The sequence below is a fragment of the Sinorhizobium alkalisoli genome (genome assembly GCF_008932245.1).
In the GTDB taxonomy this organism is placed as follows: Bacteria; Pseudomonadota; Alphaproteobacteria; order Rhizobiales; family Rhizobiaceae; genus Sinorhizobium; species Sinorhizobium alkalisoli.
The window spans coordinates 3,256,846-3,276,279 of record NZ_CP034909.1 but is presented as its reverse complement, the minus strand read 5'-3'; the positions used below and the strand labels follow the sequence as shown (position 1 = coordinate 3,276,279).

The 19,434-nt window shown below is 64.7% G+C and carries 8 protein-coding genes and 1 pseudogene; 4 read left to right on the top strand and 5 right to left on the bottom strand.

The window, feature by feature from the left end:
• Positions 1-126: 126 nt before the first annotated feature.
• Positions 127-1,398, top strand: coding sequence for a glycerate kinase type-2 family protein (locus EKH55_RS15690; protein ID WP_069458840.1), 1,272 nt, complete (start codon positions 127-129; stop codon positions 1,396-1,398).
• Positions 1,399-1,484: 86 nt separating this feature from the next.
• Here EKH55_RS15690 and aptA read toward each other — a convergent pair whose 3' ends face one another.
• Positions 1,485-2,822 (bottom strand): omega-aminotransferase AptA, encoded by a 1,338-nt coding sequence (gene aptA / locus EKH55_RS15685; RefSeq protein WP_151611785.1) that lies wholly within the window; start codon positions 2,820-2,822, stop codon positions 1,485-1,487.
• A 144-nt stretch (positions 2,823-2,966) separates the two neighbouring features.
• Between aptA and EKH55_RS15680 the strand changes: the two are divergent.
• Positions 2,967-3,514, top strand: a pseudogene (locus EKH55_RS15680) (cupin domain-containing protein).
• A gap of 181 nt (positions 3,515-3,695) precedes the next feature.
• Here the strand turns inward: EKH55_RS15680 and EKH55_RS15675 are convergent.
• The 4 genes from EKH55_RS15675 to hglS are packed head-to-tail and all read right to left on the bottom strand — an operon-like array spanning position 3,696 to position 9,367.
• Entirely contained in the window at positions 3,696-4,928 is a 1,233-nt protein-coding gene (locus EKH55_RS15675; RefSeq protein ID WP_151611784.1) for a pyridoxal phosphate-dependent aminotransferase, read from the bottom strand.
• 36 nt (positions 4,929-4,964) lie between these two features.
• Positions 4,965-6,497 (bottom strand): L-piperidine-6-carboxylate dehydrogenase, encoded by a 1,533-nt coding sequence (amaB, locus tag EKH55_RS15670; RefSeq protein ID WP_151611783.1) that lies wholly within the window; start codon positions 6,495-6,497, stop codon positions 4,965-4,967.
• Between the two features lie 40 nt (positions 6,498-6,537).
• Positions 6,538-7,959, bottom strand: coding sequence for an FAD-binding oxidoreductase (locus EKH55_RS15665; protein ID WP_151611782.1), 1,422 nt, complete (start codon positions 7,957-7,959; stop codon positions 6,538-6,540).
• A gap of 10 nt (positions 7,960-7,969) precedes the next feature.
• Entirely contained in the window at positions 7,970-9,367 is a 1,398-nt protein-coding gene (hglS, locus tag EKH55_RS15660; protein WP_151611781.1) for a 2-oxoadipate dioxygenase/decarboxylase HglS, read from the bottom strand.
• A gap of 113 nt (positions 9,368-9,480) precedes the next feature.
• Between hglS and EKH55_RS15655 the strand changes: the two genes are divergently transcribed.
• Together EKH55_RS15655 and ndvB are read left to right on the top strand one after the other, a co-directional pair.
• Entirely contained in the window at positions 9,481-10,374 is an 894-nt protein-coding gene (locus tag EKH55_RS15655) for a LysR family transcriptional regulator (protein ID WP_151611780.1), read from the top strand.
• Between the two features lie 350 nt (positions 10,375-10,724).
• Positions 10,725-19,337 carry a cyclic beta-(1,2)-glucan synthase gene (ndvB, locus tag EKH55_RS15650; RefSeq protein WP_151611779.1) on the top strand — a complete coding sequence of 2,871 codons (8,613 nt, stop codon included), beginning with the start codon at positions 10,725-10,727 and terminating at the stop codon, positions 19,335-19,337.
• Positions 19,338-19,434: the final 97 nt, after the last annotated feature.

The following is a 19,434-nucleotide window of genomic DNA, read 5'->3' as shown; positions in this document are numbered from 1 at the left end:
CGCGGCGCTGTAATGTCTCGTTCAGACGCGCGAAGGTCGCTGCAGCGCTTTAACTTGCTGCCGAATTCATCCTTAGATCGAATAGGATCTGAGACATTATCCCGTAACCAACCCGGATTTGATTTGATGACGTTGATCGAGCCGCGTTCCTTTCTGACCGCCCTCTTCCAAGCCGCCGTCACGGCGGCGGATCCCGAGGCCGCCATCCGCGCGCATCTGCCGGCGCGACCAAGGGGGCGGACGATCGTTGTCGGCGCCGGCAAGGCGGCAAGCCAGATGGCGGCGGCCTTCGAGCGGCTCTGGGACGGTCCGCTCGAGGGCGTTGTCGTCGCCCGGCACGGACCGATCGAGGCATGCAAGCGCATCAAGGTGCTGCAATCGGCGCATCCGGTGCCGGACGAGGCAGGGCTCGTCGCCTCTTCGGCGCTCATCGAACGGGTGGAAGGGCTGGCCGAAGACGATCTCGTGGTGGCGCTGATCTCCGGCGGCGGTTCGGCGCTATTGCCGGCGCCGCCCGAGGGCCTGACGCTTGAGGACGAGATCGCCGTCCACCGGGCGCTGCTTGCCTCCGGGGCGCCGATTTCGGCGATGAACGTCGTCCGCAAACATATTTCCCGCATCAAGGGCGGACGGCTCGCCCTGGCGGCATCGCCGGCACGGGTCGTCAGCCTCGTCGTTTCCGACGTCCCCGGCGACAACCCGGCCTTCGTCGCCTCCGGGCCGACGGTGCCGGACCGGTCGAGCCTCGAGGAAGCGCGCGCTATCGTTGCCCGATACGCCCTGACCTTGCCGGAGAGGGTGATGGCGCACCTCGCCTCCGATGCCGCCCGCGCGCCGAGCCCGGATGACCGTGCCTTTGCCGGCAACGAGGTCCATGTGATCGCCTCCGCGGCCGTGTCGCTCGAGGCGGCTGCGGCGCGCGCCCGCGAGGCGGGCATCGAGGCGGTCATTCTCTCGGACGCGATCGAGGGCGAGGCGCGCGACATCGGCCGCATGCATGCGGCGCTGGCGCGCGAGGTGGTCGCACGGAACCGTCCGTTTACAAAACCCGTCGTGCTGCTTTCCGGCGGCGAGACCACGGTCACCATTTCCGGCGACCTCTACGGCAAGGGCGGGCGCAACAGCGAGCTTCTGCTGTCGCTGGCGCTGGACATCGACGGCGTTGCCGGGATCGATGCGCTTGCCGCCGACACGGACGGCATCGACGGCTCGGAAGACAATGCCGGTGCCTTTGTCGATGGGGCGAGCATCGCCCGCATGCGCGCGGCAGGCATCGACCCGCGTGCCCATCTCGCCGGCCACGACGCCTGGTCCGCCTTTTCGGTGAGCGGAGACCTGTTCGTGCCCGGGCCGACGGGCACGAATGTCAATGATTTCCGGGCGATTTTGGTACGGTGAGCCGCTTCAGGCATGGCGTGAATGCCCCTCTCACAGGTGGGAGGGGTTAAGCGCCCGCAGCGATCATTCCCGAGTCGCCCATCCTACTACTTCGCCCGCTTCAGCGCCTCACCGAGGATCGAGACGATCTCGCCGATATGGCTCTTCTCGGCGATCAGCGGCGGCGAGAAGGCGATGATGTCGCCGGTGACGCGGATCATCAGCCCCTTCTCGAAGCAGTCGACGAAGACGTCATAGGCGCGGGCGCCGGGCGCGCCGTCGCGCGGTGTGAGCTCGATGCCGGCGATCAGGCCGATGGTGCGGATGTCGATGACGTTCGGCAGGCCTTTCAGCGAATGGATGGCCGAATGCCAGTCCTCCTGCAGTTCCGCGGCGCGCGTCATCAGGCCTTCGTCGCGATAGATGTCAAGCGTGGCGATGCCGGCGGCGCAGGCGGCCGGATGGCCGGAATAGGTGTAGCCGTGAAAGAGCTCGATCTGGCCTTTCGGCCCATGCATCAGCGCGTCGTGCACCTTACGGCTGGCGAAGACGGCCCCCATCGGGATCGCGCCATTGGTGAGGCCCTTGGCGGTGGTGACGATATCCGGCGTCACGCCGAAATAATCGGTTGCGAAGGCGGCACCGAGGCGGCCGAAGCCGGTGATCACCTCGTCGAAGATCAACAGGATGCAGTGTTTGTCGCAGATCGCCCGCAGCCTTTCGAGATAGCCCTTCGGCGGGATCAGCACGCCGGTCGAACCGGCGACGGGCTCGACGATGCAGGCGGCGATCGTCTCGGCGCCATGCAGCGCCACCAGCCTTTCGAGATCGTCGGCGAGTTCGGCGCCATGCTCCGGCTGGCCCTTGACGAAGGCATTCCTGGCAGGATCATGGGTGTGACGCAGATGACCGGAACCGGGAAGCTGCGGGAAGACCCGGCGATTGTTGACGATGCCGCCGACGGAAATGCCGCCGAAGCCGACGCCGTGATAGCCGCGCTCGCGGCCGATCAATCGTGTGCGCGTGCCCTGGCCGATCGAGCGCTGATAGGCGAGCGCGATCTTCAAGGCCGTGTCCACGGATTCCGAGCCTGAGCCGGTGAAGAATATCCGGTCTAGCCTGGCATCGGGACCGCCCGGGGCAATTTCGGCGAGACGCTCGGCAAAGTCGAAGGCGATCGGATGGCCCATCTGGAAGGAGGGGGCATAGTCCATCGTCGTCAGCTGGCGCTCGACGGCCGCGGCGATCTGGCGACGACTGTGGCCGGCATTGACGCACCAGAGGCCGGCAGTACCGTCGAGGATCCTGCGGCCATCGACGCTGGTATAATGCATGCCTTCGGCCGATGCGAGCAGGCGGGGTCCCGCCTTGAACTGGCGGTTGGCGGTGAAGGGCATCCAGTAGCTGTCGAGAACCGGAGCATTGGGCTTGATGTGGGCGGTCATGGCATCCTCCTGTGGTCGCGCGATTGACGCCATGATTTGAATACTCGAACAAGTCCTTTTCTTCGATGATCTAACTTATTGTTTTTCTTCATGCTGTGATGGTAGGGTTTCGGTATTTCAAACAAGATCAACACGGGATTTGCAATGAGCGTCGATATCGGCAACCGCCTGCGCCATGTGCGGCTCATGCACAATCTCTCTCAACGCGAACTTGCCAAGCGCGCGGGCGTCACCAATTCCACCATCTCGCTGATCGAGTCTAACGCCTCCAACCCGTCGGTCGGCGCCTTGAAGCGCATTCTCGACGGCATTCCGATCGGGCTTGCCGAGTTCTTCTCCTTCGAGCCGGAAAAGCCGCGCCAAGCCTTCTACGCGGCCGAGGAACTGGTGGAGATCGGAAAGGGACCGATTTCTACCGCCAGATCGGCGACAATCTCTTCGGCCGCAGCCTGCAAATCCTGAAGGAGTGCTATCAGCCGGGGGCGGATACCGGCAAGGTGCCGCTGGTGCACGAGGGCGAGGAGGGCGGCATCGTGCTCTCGGGCCGGCTGGAGGTGACCGTAGACGGGGAAAGGCGCATTCTCGGGCCGGGCGACGCCTATTATTTCGAAAGCCGCCGGCCGCACCGCTTCCGCTGCGTCGGGCCGGTGCCCTGCGAGGTGATCAGCGCCTGCACGCCGCCGACTTTTTGAGGTGCACGGAAAGCCCGTCATCCCGCTGCCGCGACCTTCTCCCGCAGGCGGGGAGAAGGGGCTTGCCGCACTGTCTCGCCTCACCCCGAGTCTGTACACCAGCGAGGGGTCCCCGCTCCCGGCGCGCGGAGGAGAGGGCTAGTCCTCGGGTTAAACCCGAGGAGAGGGGCAAACTACGCCATCACGAAAGCCGTCCGCAGGCGGCGGCGATGCGGGTGAGCGCTTCCTTCAGTTCTGCCTCCGAGGTCGCATAGGAGATGCGGAAGAACGGCGAGAGGCCGAATGCAGAGCCGGGGACGACGGCGACATGCGCGTCATCGAGCAGGTAGGCGCAGAAATCCGCATCCGTCTCGATCGTCTTGCCATTGGGCGTCACCTTGCCGAGCATCCCGGCGCAGCCGGAGAAGGTATAGAAGGCGCCTTCCGGGATGCGGCAGTCGAGGCCGTCGATTGCATTCAGGCCGGCGACGACGAGATCCCGGCGGCGCTTGAAGCTGTCGGCGCGGTCCTTCAGGAAGTCCTGCGGGCCATTGAGCGCCGCGACCGAGGCGGCCTGGCTGACGGAGGAGGGGCAGGAGGTCGACTGGCTCTGCACCACCGCCATGGCCTTGATCAGCTCGCGTGGGCCGCCGGCATAGCCAATCCGCCAGCCGGTCATCGCATAGGCCTTCGATACGCCGTTGACGGTCAGCGTGCGGTCGTTCAGCCTTGGCTCGAGCTGAGCGGGTGTCACGAAACGGAAGTCGTCATAGACGATATGCTCGTACATGTCATCGACCAGCAGCCAGACATGCGGGTGCCTGAGCAGCACGTCGAGAAGCGGCCGGTAGTCCTCGGCGCCGTAGGCTGCCCCCGAGGGATTGGAAGGCGAGTTCAAGAGCACCCAGCGCGTCCGGGGCGTGATCGCCGCCTCGAGCCTTTCGGCGGTAAGCCGGAATCCCGAGGATGCATCGCAGGCGATCAGGACCGGCCTGCCCCCCGAAATCTGAACAATGTCCGAATAGGAGGTCCAGTAGGGCGTCGGGATGATCACCTCGTCGCCGGAATCGACTGTCGCCATCATGGCGTTGAACAGGATCTGCTTGGCGCCCGTGCCAACCGTGATCTCGTCCAGCCCATAGGCGAGGCCGTTCTCGCGCTCGAATTTCTCGCGGATTGCCGCTTTGAGCTCCGGCGTGCCGTCGAGCGCCGTGTATTTCGTCTCGCCGCGCTGGATCGCTTCCCAGGCGGCCTGTTTGATGTGGTCCGGCGTGTCGAAATCCGGCTCGCCGGCGCCGAGGATGATCACCGGCTTGCCGTCGCGCTTCATGGCACCCGCGCGGGCGCCGATCTTCAGGATTTCTGAAACACCGATCGAGGAAATCCGCGAGGCGGGCCGAAATCCCGCCCCCTTGACCGTTGCATTGATGGTCATGGCCGATCCTATTCGCCAATCATTCGATGTAGCCAATTATTCGATATCGAAGGAGACGCCTTGCGCCAACGGCAGAGCCTTCGAATAGTTCACCGTGTTGGTGGCCCTGCGCATATAGGCCTTCCAGGCGTCGGAGCCGGATTCGCGGCCGCCGCCGGTCTCCTTCTCGCCGCCGAAGGCGCCGCCGATTTCCGCACCGGAGGTGCCGATATTGACGTTGGCGATGCCGCAATCCGAGCCGTCGGCCGCCAGGAAGCGCTCCGACTCCTGCATGTCGCGGGTAAAGATCGATGAGGAAAGTCCGGCCGCGACGGCATTGTGCTCGGCGAGCACCGCATCGAAGTCGCTATATTTCATGACATAGAGGATCGGCGCGAAGGTCTCTTCGAGAACCGGACCCTCCTGCTTCGGCATCTCGACCACGGCCGGCTTCACATAGTAGCTGTTCTCATGGCCGAGATCGACGCGTTCGCCGCCGGTGACGCCGCCGCCATGGGCTTTCGCTTCCGTGATTGCCTTCTGCATGCTGTCGAAGGCGGCCTTGTCGACGAGAGGGCCCACGAGGGCCGAGCTTTCCAGCGGATTGCCGACAGAGACAGACTGGTAGGCCTTCTTCAGCCGCGGCACGAGCTGATCGTAGACGCTTTCATGCACGAACAGACGGCGCAGTGTCGTGCAGCGCTGACCGGCGGTGCCCATGGCACCGAAGGCGATGGCGCGTAGCGCCATGTCGAGATCGGCGGTCGGGCAGACGATGCCGGCATTGTTGCCGCCGAGTTCGAGGATCGCCCGGGCGAAGCGCTTGGCGAGCCGCGGACCGACCTCGCGCCCCATGCGGGTGGAGCCGGTCGCCGAGACGAGCGGCACCTTCGGATGGTCGACGAGCACCTCGCCGATCGACCGATCGCCGATCAGGACCTGCGACAGACCCTTCGGCGCATCGCCGAAGCGGGCGAAGGCGCGCTCCAGGATGGCCTGGCAGGCAAGCGCGGTGAGCGGCGTCTTCTCCGACGGTTTCCAGACGACGGCGTCGCCGCAGACGAGCGCCAGCGCCGCATTCCACGACCAGACGGCGACCGGGAAGTTGAAGGCGGAGATGATGCCGACGACGCCGAGCGGATGCCAGGTCTCCATCATGCGGTGACCGGGACGTTCCGTGGCGATCGTCAGCCCGTATAGCTGGCGGGAGAGCCCAACCGCGAAATCGCAGATATCGATCATCTCCTGCACTTCGCCGAGACCTTCGGACGGGATCTTGCCGGCCTCGATCGAGACAAGGCGGCCGAGGTCGGCCTTGAAGGCGCGCAGTTCTTCGCCGAGCAGGCGCACGAGCTCGCCACGCTTCGGCGCCGGCACCAGGCGCCAGGCGCGGAAGGCTTCGTCGGCCTTTTCAATCTTCTTCGCGGCTTCGTCGGCCGAGTCGGTCTTGAGGCTTGCGATCTGTTCGCCGGTGACCGGGCTGAAGGACGGCATGTCGCCGCCGCTGTAAGCTTCCTTGGAAACGCCCATCTTTTCGAGGAGGGCGGCTGCCTCCTTGGCGACGTCGAGCTTCGTGGCTGCAATATTCATGTGCTGACTCCCGTTTGATCCTGTCGTTTGGGCTGGTGCGCTAGCCGAACCGCACACTGCCGAGCTTTCCCGGCGAGGTGATCGGCTTGAGACCGGCCGCCATTTGCTTCAGTTTTTCCGGCGTGTAGAAATCGTACCAGGCCTGGTTGCGGCGGCCGATCGCATGCTCCGCACTGAAACTGCCGCCGTATTGCTCGACCGCGACGGCGAAGACCCATTCGCGCAGGCGCTGCTCGAAACCCGGTTCAGCCAATAGCGGGCTATTCTTCTCCACGACCAGATTGAAGTGCACCCCGCCATCGCCGATATGGCCGAAATCGCAGATGATGACGCCTGGAAATTGCGCCGGCATTTCCGCCTTCATATGGTCGCAGAAGACCATGATGTCACCCCGACGGAAGGAAAGGTCGAAGGCGATCAGCTTGCCGAGATGTTTCACCCCTTCCGAAAGTGCATGGCGCAGCGCCCAGGTCTCGTGCGGCGGACCGATGAAGGCGTCGGCGAGCGGCGCGTCCTCCATTTCCCAGATCTCCGCAAGAACGCTTTCCAGCACCGCGTCGAGCGATTGCTCGCCCTCGCGCGGCGCCCAGGTGCGGGAGATCTCGGCGAGGATCACATAGTCCGGGATGTTTCCGCCCTGGAAGGGATTCTTCAGCGACGGTACATGGGCGAAAGCCGCGGCGATCGCATTCTTCGACATGCCTTCGAAGGCCGAGAGATAGGCGCCGAGCCGTTCCTCCATGGCCTTGAGCAGCGGCAGCACTTGAGCGCCACCCGAGGGCACCAGGAAAGCCGTCGCCGTCTGTTTCGGCAGGCGTTCGAGATTGAGCACGCATTCGGTGACGATGCCAAAGGCGCCGGACGTGCCGATGAATATCTGCTTCCAATCGACGCCGGTATTGTTCTTGCGCAGGCTGCAACCGAGGTCGAGCACGGTCCCCGCCTCGTCGGCAAGAACTATTTTGAGCCCCAGCGTGTTGCGGCGGACGTCGCCATATTTCAGGAAGCGCGATCCACCCGTGTTGGTGGCAATCATCCCGCCGATCCGCGGATCGGCGCCGAGGTCGATCGGGAAGAACAGGTCGTGATCCTCTAGCCTCCGGTTGAGATCCGACAGGTGAAAGCCCGCATCGAGGCGAACCGAGCGGTTGTCCGTGTCGATTTCGAACTGGCGGGTCAGCCGATCGAGGCTGAGGATCACCTCGCTGCCGGTCTCATCCGGGGTCGAGCCGGAAACGAGGCCGGTATTGCCGGATTGCGGAATGAGGGCGAGGCCATTGCGCACGCAATAGCCGACGGCCGCAGACGTCTCCGCCGTCGTCGCCGGTCGCAGGACGGCACTGGCCCGCCCGCGGTCGTAGCGGGCGCCCGTCTCGTAGGCTTCCATGTCCTTCTGACGCGTGACGACGCCCTTGTCGCCAAGAAGGGCCTTCAGCGCGTCGATATGGTGCTCGTCAATCATCGTTGGCGTATCATTCCGCTGCGACTGCCGTGGTCAGCGCCGTGAGGCAGCTTTCGATCGATGCATTTTCGATGCCGGCATAGTGATCGAATTCGTTAAGCACGGCGGCGCCAAGGTCGGCCTCAAAGCGTTGCTGGTTCGGACTTGCGACGAATTCCTGCTGGGCGCCGTCGCCGAGGTTCGACTGGAAGATACCGGCGGCGCTGACCGGAAGGAAGTCTTCGTAGACGATCGGGTCGAACCGGACGAGGCCCTCCGCGATCAGCGACTCAAGGTCACGGCGGCCGGGAAGCTTCGTCCGACGGCCCTTCTCCGTCAGAGAATAGCTGAAATAGCCGAGGCCCGCCTCGCGAATGTCGGCCCAACTATCGGGGAAGGCGGCGAAGACTTCGGCAAGCGCTGCCTCGTACTCCCGGGCATTGGAACCGTCGGCCGTGGGGCGAACGACTTTGCGCGATTGGTCGAGCAGCCAATCGTAAAGACCGCGGCCCTTTGGCGTCAGCGCAATGCCGCGCTGTTCGATCTCGCCGAAGCGGGCCGTGTGGGAACCGGCCTTCCAGCCATCGCCGTCGCGGAACGACACGGCCTCTTCGAGCGCCTTGAAGGAGGTCTGGCGCAGCAGGATCGGGCACCGGCGCGTCGGCGGGCCTTCGACCACCGCCTTGGGCGCAATGCCATGGTCCGGCATCAGCGCCTGCACCTTGTCGATGTCGAGCGTGCGCGGCGTCAGGTGGTTGATGTGCGGCCCCTTGAAGGAGACGACGTCGGCGATCAACCGGTGGGCGTCGTGCAGCCGCTTGTAAAGATCGGCGCAGACATTGGCCCGGTCGTGCCAGCGGAAGGTCTCGAGCACTTCGGCGACGAAGCGTTTCGCGTCCACCTCGTCCAGCCCGCCATCATACTCGGCTTTTTCGGTGAGTTCGACCGCTCCCTCCGTGAATATGCGGCGCGCCTTGAGATTCGCCTCGGCCTCGGCGCGCAAGGTCTCGTCGGCGATCAGGTCGAGTCTCAGGAGCGAGGTGAAGACGCGGAAGGGGTTGCGCTTCAGCGAGGCCTCGCCGACAGGGCGGAAGGCGGTGGAATGCACCGGCACGCCCGCCGTCGAAAGATCGTAGTAGCCGACCGGATACATGCCCATCACCGCAAAGACACGGCGCATCATCGAAAGCTCCGCGGGCGTGCCGAGACGGATCGCCCCGTGCCGCTCCTCGGAGATGCGCTCGAGAGAATCGGTCGCCGTGAGGCGCTCCTTCAATTGCGCGTCGGCGGACAGCGTCTCCGCATTCACCGTTTCGACCAGTTCCATCAGCGTCCCGTAGGCGGGAACCTCTTCCCGGTACATGACGGACATCGCGGCGGAAAAGGCCGATCGGATATCGTCGGCCGAAACGTAACTATTCTCTTTCACTGGGACTCGCCTGGCGCTAAGGGTGAAGGACAAGATCATTCTTATTTCTAATTATATCGGAACGCTGCGGCCATGTATCGCGCTGCATCCGACTATGTTAATGCGAGGCCGGAATGAAGTTGAGCCGCCGACTGGTTCCCGACGTGACGACGCTGCAGGCTTTCGAATGCGCTGCGCGCCACGGCAGCTTCACCCAGGCCGCCGCCGAACTCAACCTGACGCAGAGCGCCGTCAGCCGCCAGATCAAGGATCTGGAAACGCAGCTCGGCGTGCTTCTCTTCGAGCGGGTGCGCCAGCGCGTCATCCTCTCGGATGCGGGGCAGAAACTCCTGCCGGAGGTCCGTCGCCTGCTCAACCAGACCGAGGAACTGATGGTGCGCGCGATGGCCTCGGCCCGCGCCGAAACGAGCCTCTCGATCGCATCGCTGCCGACCTTCGGCAGCCGCTGGTTGGTGCCGCGGCTGCCTGATTTCCTGAGACGACATCCCGGCACGGTCCTCAACATCGCCTCCCGCTCCGCCCCCTTCGATTTCGAGGAGCAGAATTTCGACCTCGCCATTCACTACGGTCAGCCCGTCTGGGCGCGCGCCGCCTGCAGCTATCTCTGCAGCGAGGTCATCGTGCCGGTCGCAAGCCCGGCGCTCGGCGCCGCAAGGCCGATCGAAACGCCGGAGGATATCGGCGGCAGTCCGCTCTTGCATCTGGCGACCAGGCCGAAGCTCTGGGGGCAATGGTTCGAGGCGAACGGCGTCGACAGCGATGGCGCCTATCGCGGCAATCGCTTCGATCAGTTTTCCATGGTCATCGAAGCGGCGGCCGCAGGTCTCGGTTTTGCCCTTTTGCCCCGCTATCTCATCGAACAGGAACTTGCCGCAGGCACGCTGCGGATCGTTCTCGATCGACCGATGCAGACTGAGAACAGCTATTATCTCGTTGTTCCGGAAGGAAAATTGGAGAACCCGATCAGCCGCGCTTTCCAGGAGTGGATCAGCGAGCAGGTCGGCTGATCCATAACGGCGGGAGAAGTCCGGGCCGGCCATTTCGGCGGCCGTTCGCCATCCGGAGCCTCGGACCTCCAGGCACCAGGAAGGGGCTGACGTGAGAGAGACGTTCATCGAGCCGAGGCCGCAGGTGGACAGTGCGGTTTCGCACGAACCAGAGCCTGCTCAATCCGCCCGCGCCGGCGCTCGCAATCCTTGCAAGACGCTGACACTGCGGCTAAAAAATGCCATCTTCATGCATCACCCGGCCCGTGACAGCCAACGTGCCGTCGGCTTTGCGACCACCATTGCCCCAAGCCCTGCCGACGCCCGTTTGCACGCCTTCCAGCCCGGGACAATGACGGCGGATGGGGGACATGACCGTGTCTAGAAAGGTGCCGGCGGCACTTGAAACTTCAGGGCCGCAATCCCTGCGGCAAAACAACGAGAACCGGACCGACGAAGCCCGGTGGGAATCAGAATCCATACCCATGCTCCAGAACACGACGCCCTCCAGTCCACCGCGCGAGCCGGAAGCCAGGCAGATCGACTACAACGATTCGATCCGCGCGAGCTATTTCTCGATAGACGACCTCAGGGCATGCGGTGCCGATCTTGCACGCGTCGGCGTTACGTCGCTGCCGGGCTTCTTCCCTTTCGAGTTCCGCGCCCGGCACCGGGAGAACGAAAAGGAAATCTTCCGGATCTACCGGGTGACCGCCCAGGACGTCGAGACCGGCGCGGCGATCACCCCGGCTGCCGAATGGCTGCTCGACAACCACCACGTCGTCGAGGATGCGATCCAGGAGGTCCGGCGAGATTTTCCGCGCCGGTTCTACCGGCAATTGCCGACGATTGCCGTCGCCGGCGTCGACCTTCCGCGCGCAATGGCGCTCGCCTGGCTCTATGTCGCTCACACCCACAGCACCGTCTCCTGGGAAAGCATCACCGCGATGGTCGAGGGCTTCCAGGAACACGAAACCTTCCGTATCGGCGAGTTGTGGGCGCTGCCGTCGATCCTGCGCTTCGTCCTCATTGAAAACCTCCGCCGCATCGCCATCCGCGTCGAGCGCTCGCGCGCCATGCGCCTGAAGGCAAATGACGTCGCCGACCAGATCGTCCGCCTGAGCGAACCGGAAGGATGCCGGGCGCTGCTCGCGGAATACGAGGCGCTGGCCGCCGACAACACCTTCATCGCCCAGCTCCTCTATCGCCTGCGCGACGGGTCGCAGACCTCGGGCGTCGTGATCGGCTGGATCGAGGAGCGGCTCGAGCGCCGCGGCACCGACGTCGAGGAGGCGCTCGTAGCCGAGCAGAACCGCCTTTCGTCGGGCAATGCGACGATGAGCAACATCATCCGCAGCCTACGCGAAATCGACGACACGGACTGGGCGGTCTGGTTCGAAAGCGTCAGCAAGATCGATGCGACGCTGCGCGCCGGTTCCGATTATGCCGCGCTCGATTTCGGTTCACGCAACACGTATCGCGACACGATCGAGAAGCTCGCCCGTCGTTCCGGCCACAGCGAGCACGAGGTTACCCAGATCGCGATCGACATGGTCGAGGAGGCCAGGGCAGCCGCCACCGTCGAGGCGCCGCTGCAGGAGCCCAATGTCGGCGCTTTCCTCGTCGGCGAGCGGCGCAATGACCTGGAACGAAGGATCGGCTATTCGCCGTCGCCGCTCCAGCGCGTCATCCGGGTCGTCAGGAAGCTCGACTGGTTCGCGATCGCCGGACCCAACATCCTCCTGACGCTGCTGGCGATGGTGGCTGTCTTCGCCTTCGTCGATCCGATGGACATTCCGAGCGGCGCCAAGCTGATCATGCTGCTTCTCTTCGCGCTGCCGGCCTCCGAGGGCGCGATGGGTCTGTTCAACACGCTGGTCACCCTGATCGTCAAACCGTCGCGGCTCGTCGGCTACGAGTTCCTTGACGGCATTCCGCAGGATGCTCGCACGCTCGTCGCGGTTCCCTGTCTCATCGCCAAGCGCGATCACGTAGACGAACTGGTGCGCAATCTCGAGGTGCATTACCTCGCCAATCCGCGTGGCGAAATCTACTTCGCGCTGGTGAGCGACTGGGCCGACAGCAAGGTCGAGGAAACGCCGGCGGACCACGACGTGCTCGAATACGCCAAGCGCGAAGTGGCCTCGCTTTCCGCCCGCTACGCCTATGACGGCAAGACCCGCTTCTTTCTGTTGCATCGCCGGCGCCTCTACAACGAGGCCGAGGGCGTGTGGATGGGCTGGGAGCGCAAGCGCGGCAAGCTGCATGAGCTGAACCTGCTCTTGCGCGGCGACCGCGATACCTCCTTCCTGCAGGGCGCCAACACGGTGCCGGGCGGCGTGCAGTATGTGATGACGCTCGATTCCGACACGCGCCTGATGCGCGACGCGGTGACGAAGCTTGTCGGCAAGCTCTACCATCCGATCAACAGGCCCGTCGTGAATCCGGCGACGCAGGACGTGGCGACCGGCTACAGTCTCCTGCAGCCGCGCGTGACGCCATCGCTTACCACCGGCAGCGAGGCCTCGGCCTTCCAGCGCATCTTTTCGGCCAGTCGCGGCATCGATCCTTACGTCTTTACGGTTTCCGACGTCTACCAGGACATTACTGGCGAAGGCAGCTTCACCGGCAAGGGCCTCTATCATGTCGATGCCTTCGAGGCGGCGCTGAAGGGCCGGGTCGAGGAGAACGCGGTGCTCAGCCATGATCTGCTCGAAGGCTCCTATGCCCGCTGCGCGCTGGTTACGGATGTCGAGCTCGTCGAGGATTTCCCGATCCGCTACGAGGTGGAGATGTCGCGCCAGCATCGTTGGGCGCGCGGCGACTGGCAGCTGCTGCCCTATATTTTCAACCCGTCGAACGGGCTTTCCATGCTCGGGCGCTGGAAGATGTACGACAACCTGCGCCGGTCGCTCATTCCGGTCGCCTGGCTCGTCGCCTCGGTCATGGGCTGGTACTACATGGAGCCGATGGAGGCGCTGATCTGGCAGCTCGTGCTGATCTTCAGCCTTTTTGTCGCGCCGACCCTGTCGCTGATTTCGGGGCTGATGCCGCGGCGGAGCGACATCGTCGCCAGAGCCCATATCCATGCGGTGTTCTCGGAGATCCAGGCGGCCAATGCGCAGGTTGCGCTCCGCATCATCTTCATCGCCCATAACGCGGCGATGATGGCGGACGCGATCGTCCGCTCGATCTACCGTACCTTCGTCAGCCGCAAGCTGATGCTCGAGTGGCGCACGGCGGCACAGGTGCAGAGCGCCGGTCACGGATCGATCAGCGATTATTTCCGCGCCATGTGGGCTGCCCCGGCGCTTGCCGCGGTCTCGCTGGCGCTTGCGGCGATCTCGGATACCGGATTGCCCTTCATCGGCATTCCCTTCGCCCTGCTTTGGGCCTTCTCGCCGGCGGTCGCATGGTTGGTCAGCCAGTCGGCCGAGACGGAGGACCAACTCGTCGTCTCCGAAGAGGCGATCGGCGATATGCGCAGGATCGCCCGGCGCACCTGGCGCTATTTCGAAACCTTCGTCACCGCCGAGGGCAATTTCCTGCCGCCGGACAATTTCCAGGAAACGCCGCAGCCGGTCTTGGCCGAGCGCACTTCGCCTACGAATATCGGCGTCTATCTGCTGTCAGTGATGTCGGCGCGTTCCTTCGGCTGGATCGGCTTCGAGGAGACGATCACGCGGCTCGAGCAGACGATCGCTACCATCGACCGCATGCCGAAATATCGCGGGCATCTTTTCAACTGGTACCGCACCCGCACGCTCGACGTCATGGAGCCACGCTATGTCTCCTCCGTCGACAGCGGCAATCTTGCCGGGCATCTGATCGCGGTATCGTCAATGTGCCGCGAATGGGCAGAGGCGCCCTCCGCCCATGTTCAGGGCAATCTCGACGGGCTCGGCGATGTCGCTGCCATCCTGGCGGAAATGCTGTCGGAACTGCCCGACGACCGCAAGACCGTGCGGCCGCTCCGGCGCCTGATCGAAGAGCGCATCGCCGGCTTCCAGAATGCGCTTGCCTCCGTCAAGCGCGAGCACGAATTCGCCTCCATCCGCGTAATCAACCTGGCCGTGCTTGCGCGCGATATGCACAAGCTGACCGTCAATCTCGACCATGAGGTGCGCACGCAGCAGACGGGCGAGGTGGCGAAATGGGCGGGTTCGCTGGTGGCGACCTGCGAGGCGCATATTGCCGACGGCGTCTTCGACCTCGGAGCGATCGAGACACTACGCCAGCGGCTGCTGGTCCTCAAGGAGCGCGCCCGCGACATCGCCTTCTCGATGGATTTCGGCTTCCTGTTCCGGCCGGAGCGGCGGCTGCTCTCCATTGGCTACCGGGTGAACGCCAACGAACTCGACGAGGCCTGCTACGACCTGCTCGCATCGGAAGCGCGGCTGACGAGCCTCTTCGCCATCGCCAAGGGCGACCTGCCGACCGAGCACTGGTACAAGCTCGGCCGTCCCGTCGTGCCGGTCGGCGCGCGCGGCGCGCTCGTCTCCTGGTCCGGCTCGATGTTCGAATATCTGATGCCGCCGCTCGTCATGCAGGAGCGCCAGGGCGGCATTCTCAATCAGACCAACAATCTGGTGGTACAGGAACAGATCAATCACGGCCGACGCCTCGGAACGCCCTGGGGCATCTCCGAGGCCGCGTTCAACGCGCGTGACCATGAGCTGACCTATCAGTATACGAATTTCGGCGTGCCGACGCTGGGCCTCAAGCGCGGCCTCGGCCAGAATGCGGTGATCGCGCCCTATGCGTCGATTCTAGCCTGCATGTACGATCCGAAGGCGGCGCTTGCCAACCTGGCGCGGCTGAGGGCGCTCGGCGCGCTCGGTGCCTATGGCTACCACGACGCCGTCGATTTCACGCCGACCCGCGTGCCCGAGGGCCAGACTTGCGCCGTGGTGCGCAACTATTATGCGCACCATCACGGCATGTCGATCGCGGCGATCGCGAACGTCGTCTTCAATGGACAGCTGCGCGAGTGGTTCCACGCCGATCCGGTGATCGAGGCCGCCGAGCTCCTGCTGCAGGAGAAGGCGCCGCGCGACATTCCGGTGATGGCCGCCAAGCGCGAGCCGGAATCGCTCGGCAAGGGCCAGGCCGACCTCCTGCGTCCGGAGGTCCGCGCCATCGAAGATCCGCTGATGCAGGACCGCGAAACCGTCTTCCTGTCGAACGGCCATTACTCGATCATGCTGACGGCGACTGGCGCCTGTTATGCCCGCTGGAACGGACAGGCGGTCACCCGCTGGCAGCCGGATCCCGTGGAAGACAGGACCGGAACCTTCATCTTCCTACGCGACACGGTCAGCGGCGAATGGTGGTCGGCGACGGCAGAGCCGCGGCGCGCCCCGGGCGAAAAGTCGCTGACGCGCTTCGGCGACGACAAGGCCGAGTTCGTCAAGGTCGTCGGCGATCTGACGAGCGAGGTCGAGTGCATCGTCGCGAGCGAACACGATGCGGAAGGCCGCCGTGTGATCCTGCTCAATACGGGGCTGGAAGACCGCTTCATCGAGGTGACTTCCTATGCCGAGCCGGTGCTCTCCCTAGAGGAGGCCGACAACGCCCACCCAGCATTCTCGAAGATGTTCATCCGTACCGAGATTAGCGGCCAGGGCGACGTCATCCGCGTCTCGCGCAACAAGCGCAGTCCGGGCGACCCGGATATCGCGGTCGCGCATCTCATCACCGACAATGCCGGCAGCGATCGCCACACCCAGGCGGAAACCGACCGGCGCCGCTTCCTCGGACAGGGCCGCACCCTATCCGAGGCGGCAGCTTTCGATCCCGGCGCTCAGCTCTCGGGCACCGACGGCTTCACGCTCGATCCAATCATGGCGCTTCGTCGCGTCGTGCGAGTCCCGGCCGGCAAAAAGGTAAGCGTCATCTTCTGGACGATCGCCGCCCCCGATCGCGAGGGTATCGATCGCGCGATCGATCGCTATCGCCACCCGGAAACCTTCAATCACGAGCTGATTCATGCCTGGACGCGCAGCCAGGTGCAGATGCGCCATGTGGGCATCACCTCCAAGGAGGCCGCGTCCTTCCAGATGCTCGGCCGCTACCTGGTTTATCCGGACATGCATCTCAGGGCCGACACGGCGACGGTGAAGGCGGGGCTTGCCACGCAGGCGGCGCTTTGGCCGCTGGCGATATCGGGTGATTTCCCGATCTTCTGCCTGAGGATCAACGATGAGGGCGATCTCGGCATCGCCCGTGAGGCGCTCCGCGCGCAAGAATATTTAAGGGCCCGCGGCATCACCGCCGATCTGGTGGTGATCAACGAACGGGCCTCGTCCTATGCGCAGAACCTGCAGCACACGCTCGACGCCATGTGCGAGAACTTGCGGCTGCGCGGTCTTTCCGACGGTCCGCGCCAGCACATCTTTGCGGTCCGCCGCGACCTGATGGAGCCGGAGACGTGGTCGACGCTGATCTCGGCCTCGCGCGCCGTGTTCCACGCCCGCAACGGCACCATCTCCGATCAGATCGCACGCGCCAGCGCGCTTTACGCGAAGCCTCTGGAAAGCAGCGCAGAGACGACGCAGATGCTGCTGCCGGTGATGCAGGCGGGGGCCGAACGGCCGGCCGCCGCGATCAGCGGCGACGATCTCGAATTCTGGAACGGCTTCGGCGGCTTTGCCGAGGACGGTCGTGAATATGTGGTGCGGCTCAGAGGCGGCGAGGCGACGCCACAGCCGTGGATCAATGTCCTCTCTAACGAGAGTTTCGGCTTCCACGTTGCGGCCGAGGGCGCGGCCTTCACCTGGAGCCGTAACTCGCGCGACTACCAGCTGACCCCCTGGACCAACGATACGGTCGTCAATGCGCCGGGCGAGGCGATCTTCATCCGCGACCTGAAGAGCGGCGCGGTGATGACGCCCTATGCGGCGCTGTCGCGGCGCAAGTCCGTGGTCTTCGAGGCGCGCCACGGGCTCGGCTATTCTCTGTTCAGAAGCGCACAGGATGGTTTGGAGATCGAGGCGGCGCATGCGGTGCACCCGACCCTGCCGGCGAAGCTCGTCCGTCTTTCCATCCGCAACCGCGGCTCCGCGAAGCGCAAGCTTCGGCTCTACGGCTATGCCGAATGGGTTCTCGGCAACGATCGCGGCCGCACGGCGCCCTTCGTGGTGACAGAGTGGCAGGAGGCGGCTGCCGCGCTGCTCGCGACCAATCCCTTCAGCATCGACTATGCGGGCCGGGCGGCGTTCTTTGCGATCGACGGTGACGTTGCGAGCTACACGGCGAGCCGGCGCGAGTTCCTCGGCCGGGCCGGCGGCATTTTCGCCCCACAGGCGGTGCTGTCGGGGGCCGGCCTTACCGGGGCAACCGAGGTCGATGGCGACGCCTGTGCGGCGCTTGCCAGCGATCTTACCATCGAGCCGGGCGCGGAGCGGCAGATCACCTTCTTCCTCGGCGATGCCGACAACGCCGAAGCGGTGGAGGCGATTCTTGCGGAACTGCGCGCGTCCGCCTTCGATACGGTCGTGGAGACGGCAAAGGGCTTCTGGGCAGATTTCACCGATACGGTAAAAGTCAAGACTCCGGATCGGGCCTTCGATCACATGATCAACCACTGGCTGCCCTATCAGGCGCTCGGGTGCCGGATCATGGCCCGCTCGGCTTTCTATCAGGCGAGCGGCGCCTTTGGTTTCCGCGATCAGCTCCAGGATACGCTGGCCTTCCTCATTCACAAGCCGGAGCTTGCACGCGCACAGATCCTCAACGCGGCTGCCCGGCAGTTCGTCGAGGGTGACGTGCAGCACTGGTGGCTGCCCGGCACGGGCGCGGGCGTGCGCACGATGATTTCCGACGACGTCGTATGGCTCGCCCATGCAGTCGCTCATTATTGCGCCGTCACCGGCACGAAAGACATCCTCGATGAGGAGCTTGCCTTCCTGATCGGGCCGGCACTGGAAGAGGGGCAGCATGATAACTTCTTCAAGCCAGAACTGGCGGAAGAGGTCGGCGATGTCTACGAACATTGCGCCCGCGCGCTCGATCTCGCGATCAAGCGGACGGGCGCCAACGGCCTGCCCCTGATCCTTGGCGGCGATTGGAACGACGGCATGAACCGCGTCGGTGAAGCGGGCGAGGGGACGAGCGTGTGGCTCGGCTGGTTCCTCGCCGGTACGCTCCGCGCCTTCCTGCCCTTTGCCCGCGAGCGCAGGGACCAGAAGCGGGTGACGCTTTGGGAAGCGCATCTCGAGATGGTGAAGCAGGCTCTCGAGGAAGCCGGCTGGGACGGCGACTACTATCGCCGCGGCTATTATGACGACGGCACGCCGCTCGGTTCGGCGACGGCCGAGGAATGCCGGATCGACTCCATTGCCCAGTCCTGGAGCACGCTGTCGGGCGAGGGCGACGCGGAGCGGTCCAGGCGCGCAATGGATGCGGTCATGGCGGAACTGGTCGATCCGGAGAAACGCATCGTCCGCCTCTTCACGCCTCCGCTTGCAAGGACCGAACAGGATCCAGGCTACATCAAGGCCTATCCGCCGGGCGTGCGCGAGAATGGCGGCCAATACACCCATGCGGGCACCTGGGTCGCGCTGGCCTTTGCCGCCCAGGAGCGTGCGGAGGAAGCCTGGCGCGCATTCCAGATGCTGAACCCGGTGTCGCATGCTCGCAGCCGCGAAGAGGCGGAGCATTATCGGGTCGAACCCTATGTGGTCGCGGCCGACATCTACGGCGAAGGCGCGCTCGCCGGCCGCGGCGGCTGGACCTGGTATACGGGTTCGGCCGGCTGGCTCTACCGCGCCGGCGTCGAGGGTATCCTCGGCATTGGCCAGAAGGGCAAGAGGCTGGCTGTCCGGCCGGTTCTGCCGGCCCATTGGGACGGCTATACCGCCAAGGTCCGGGTGAACGGCGCCACGCACCGGATCTCCGTCAGCCGCGATCCGAAGACCGGCGAACCGATCGTCAGCATCAATGACAGCGTCACCAAGGACGCGCATGAGGGCGTGTTGCTATAGGTCGCGGGTGCAGGTGGGGTTGAGAGTAGAATGGCGGCCACCATCCCTTCTGTCGGCAGGACAGAGAGGGGTGAAGCCGCCTCCCTCTTCCCTGTAC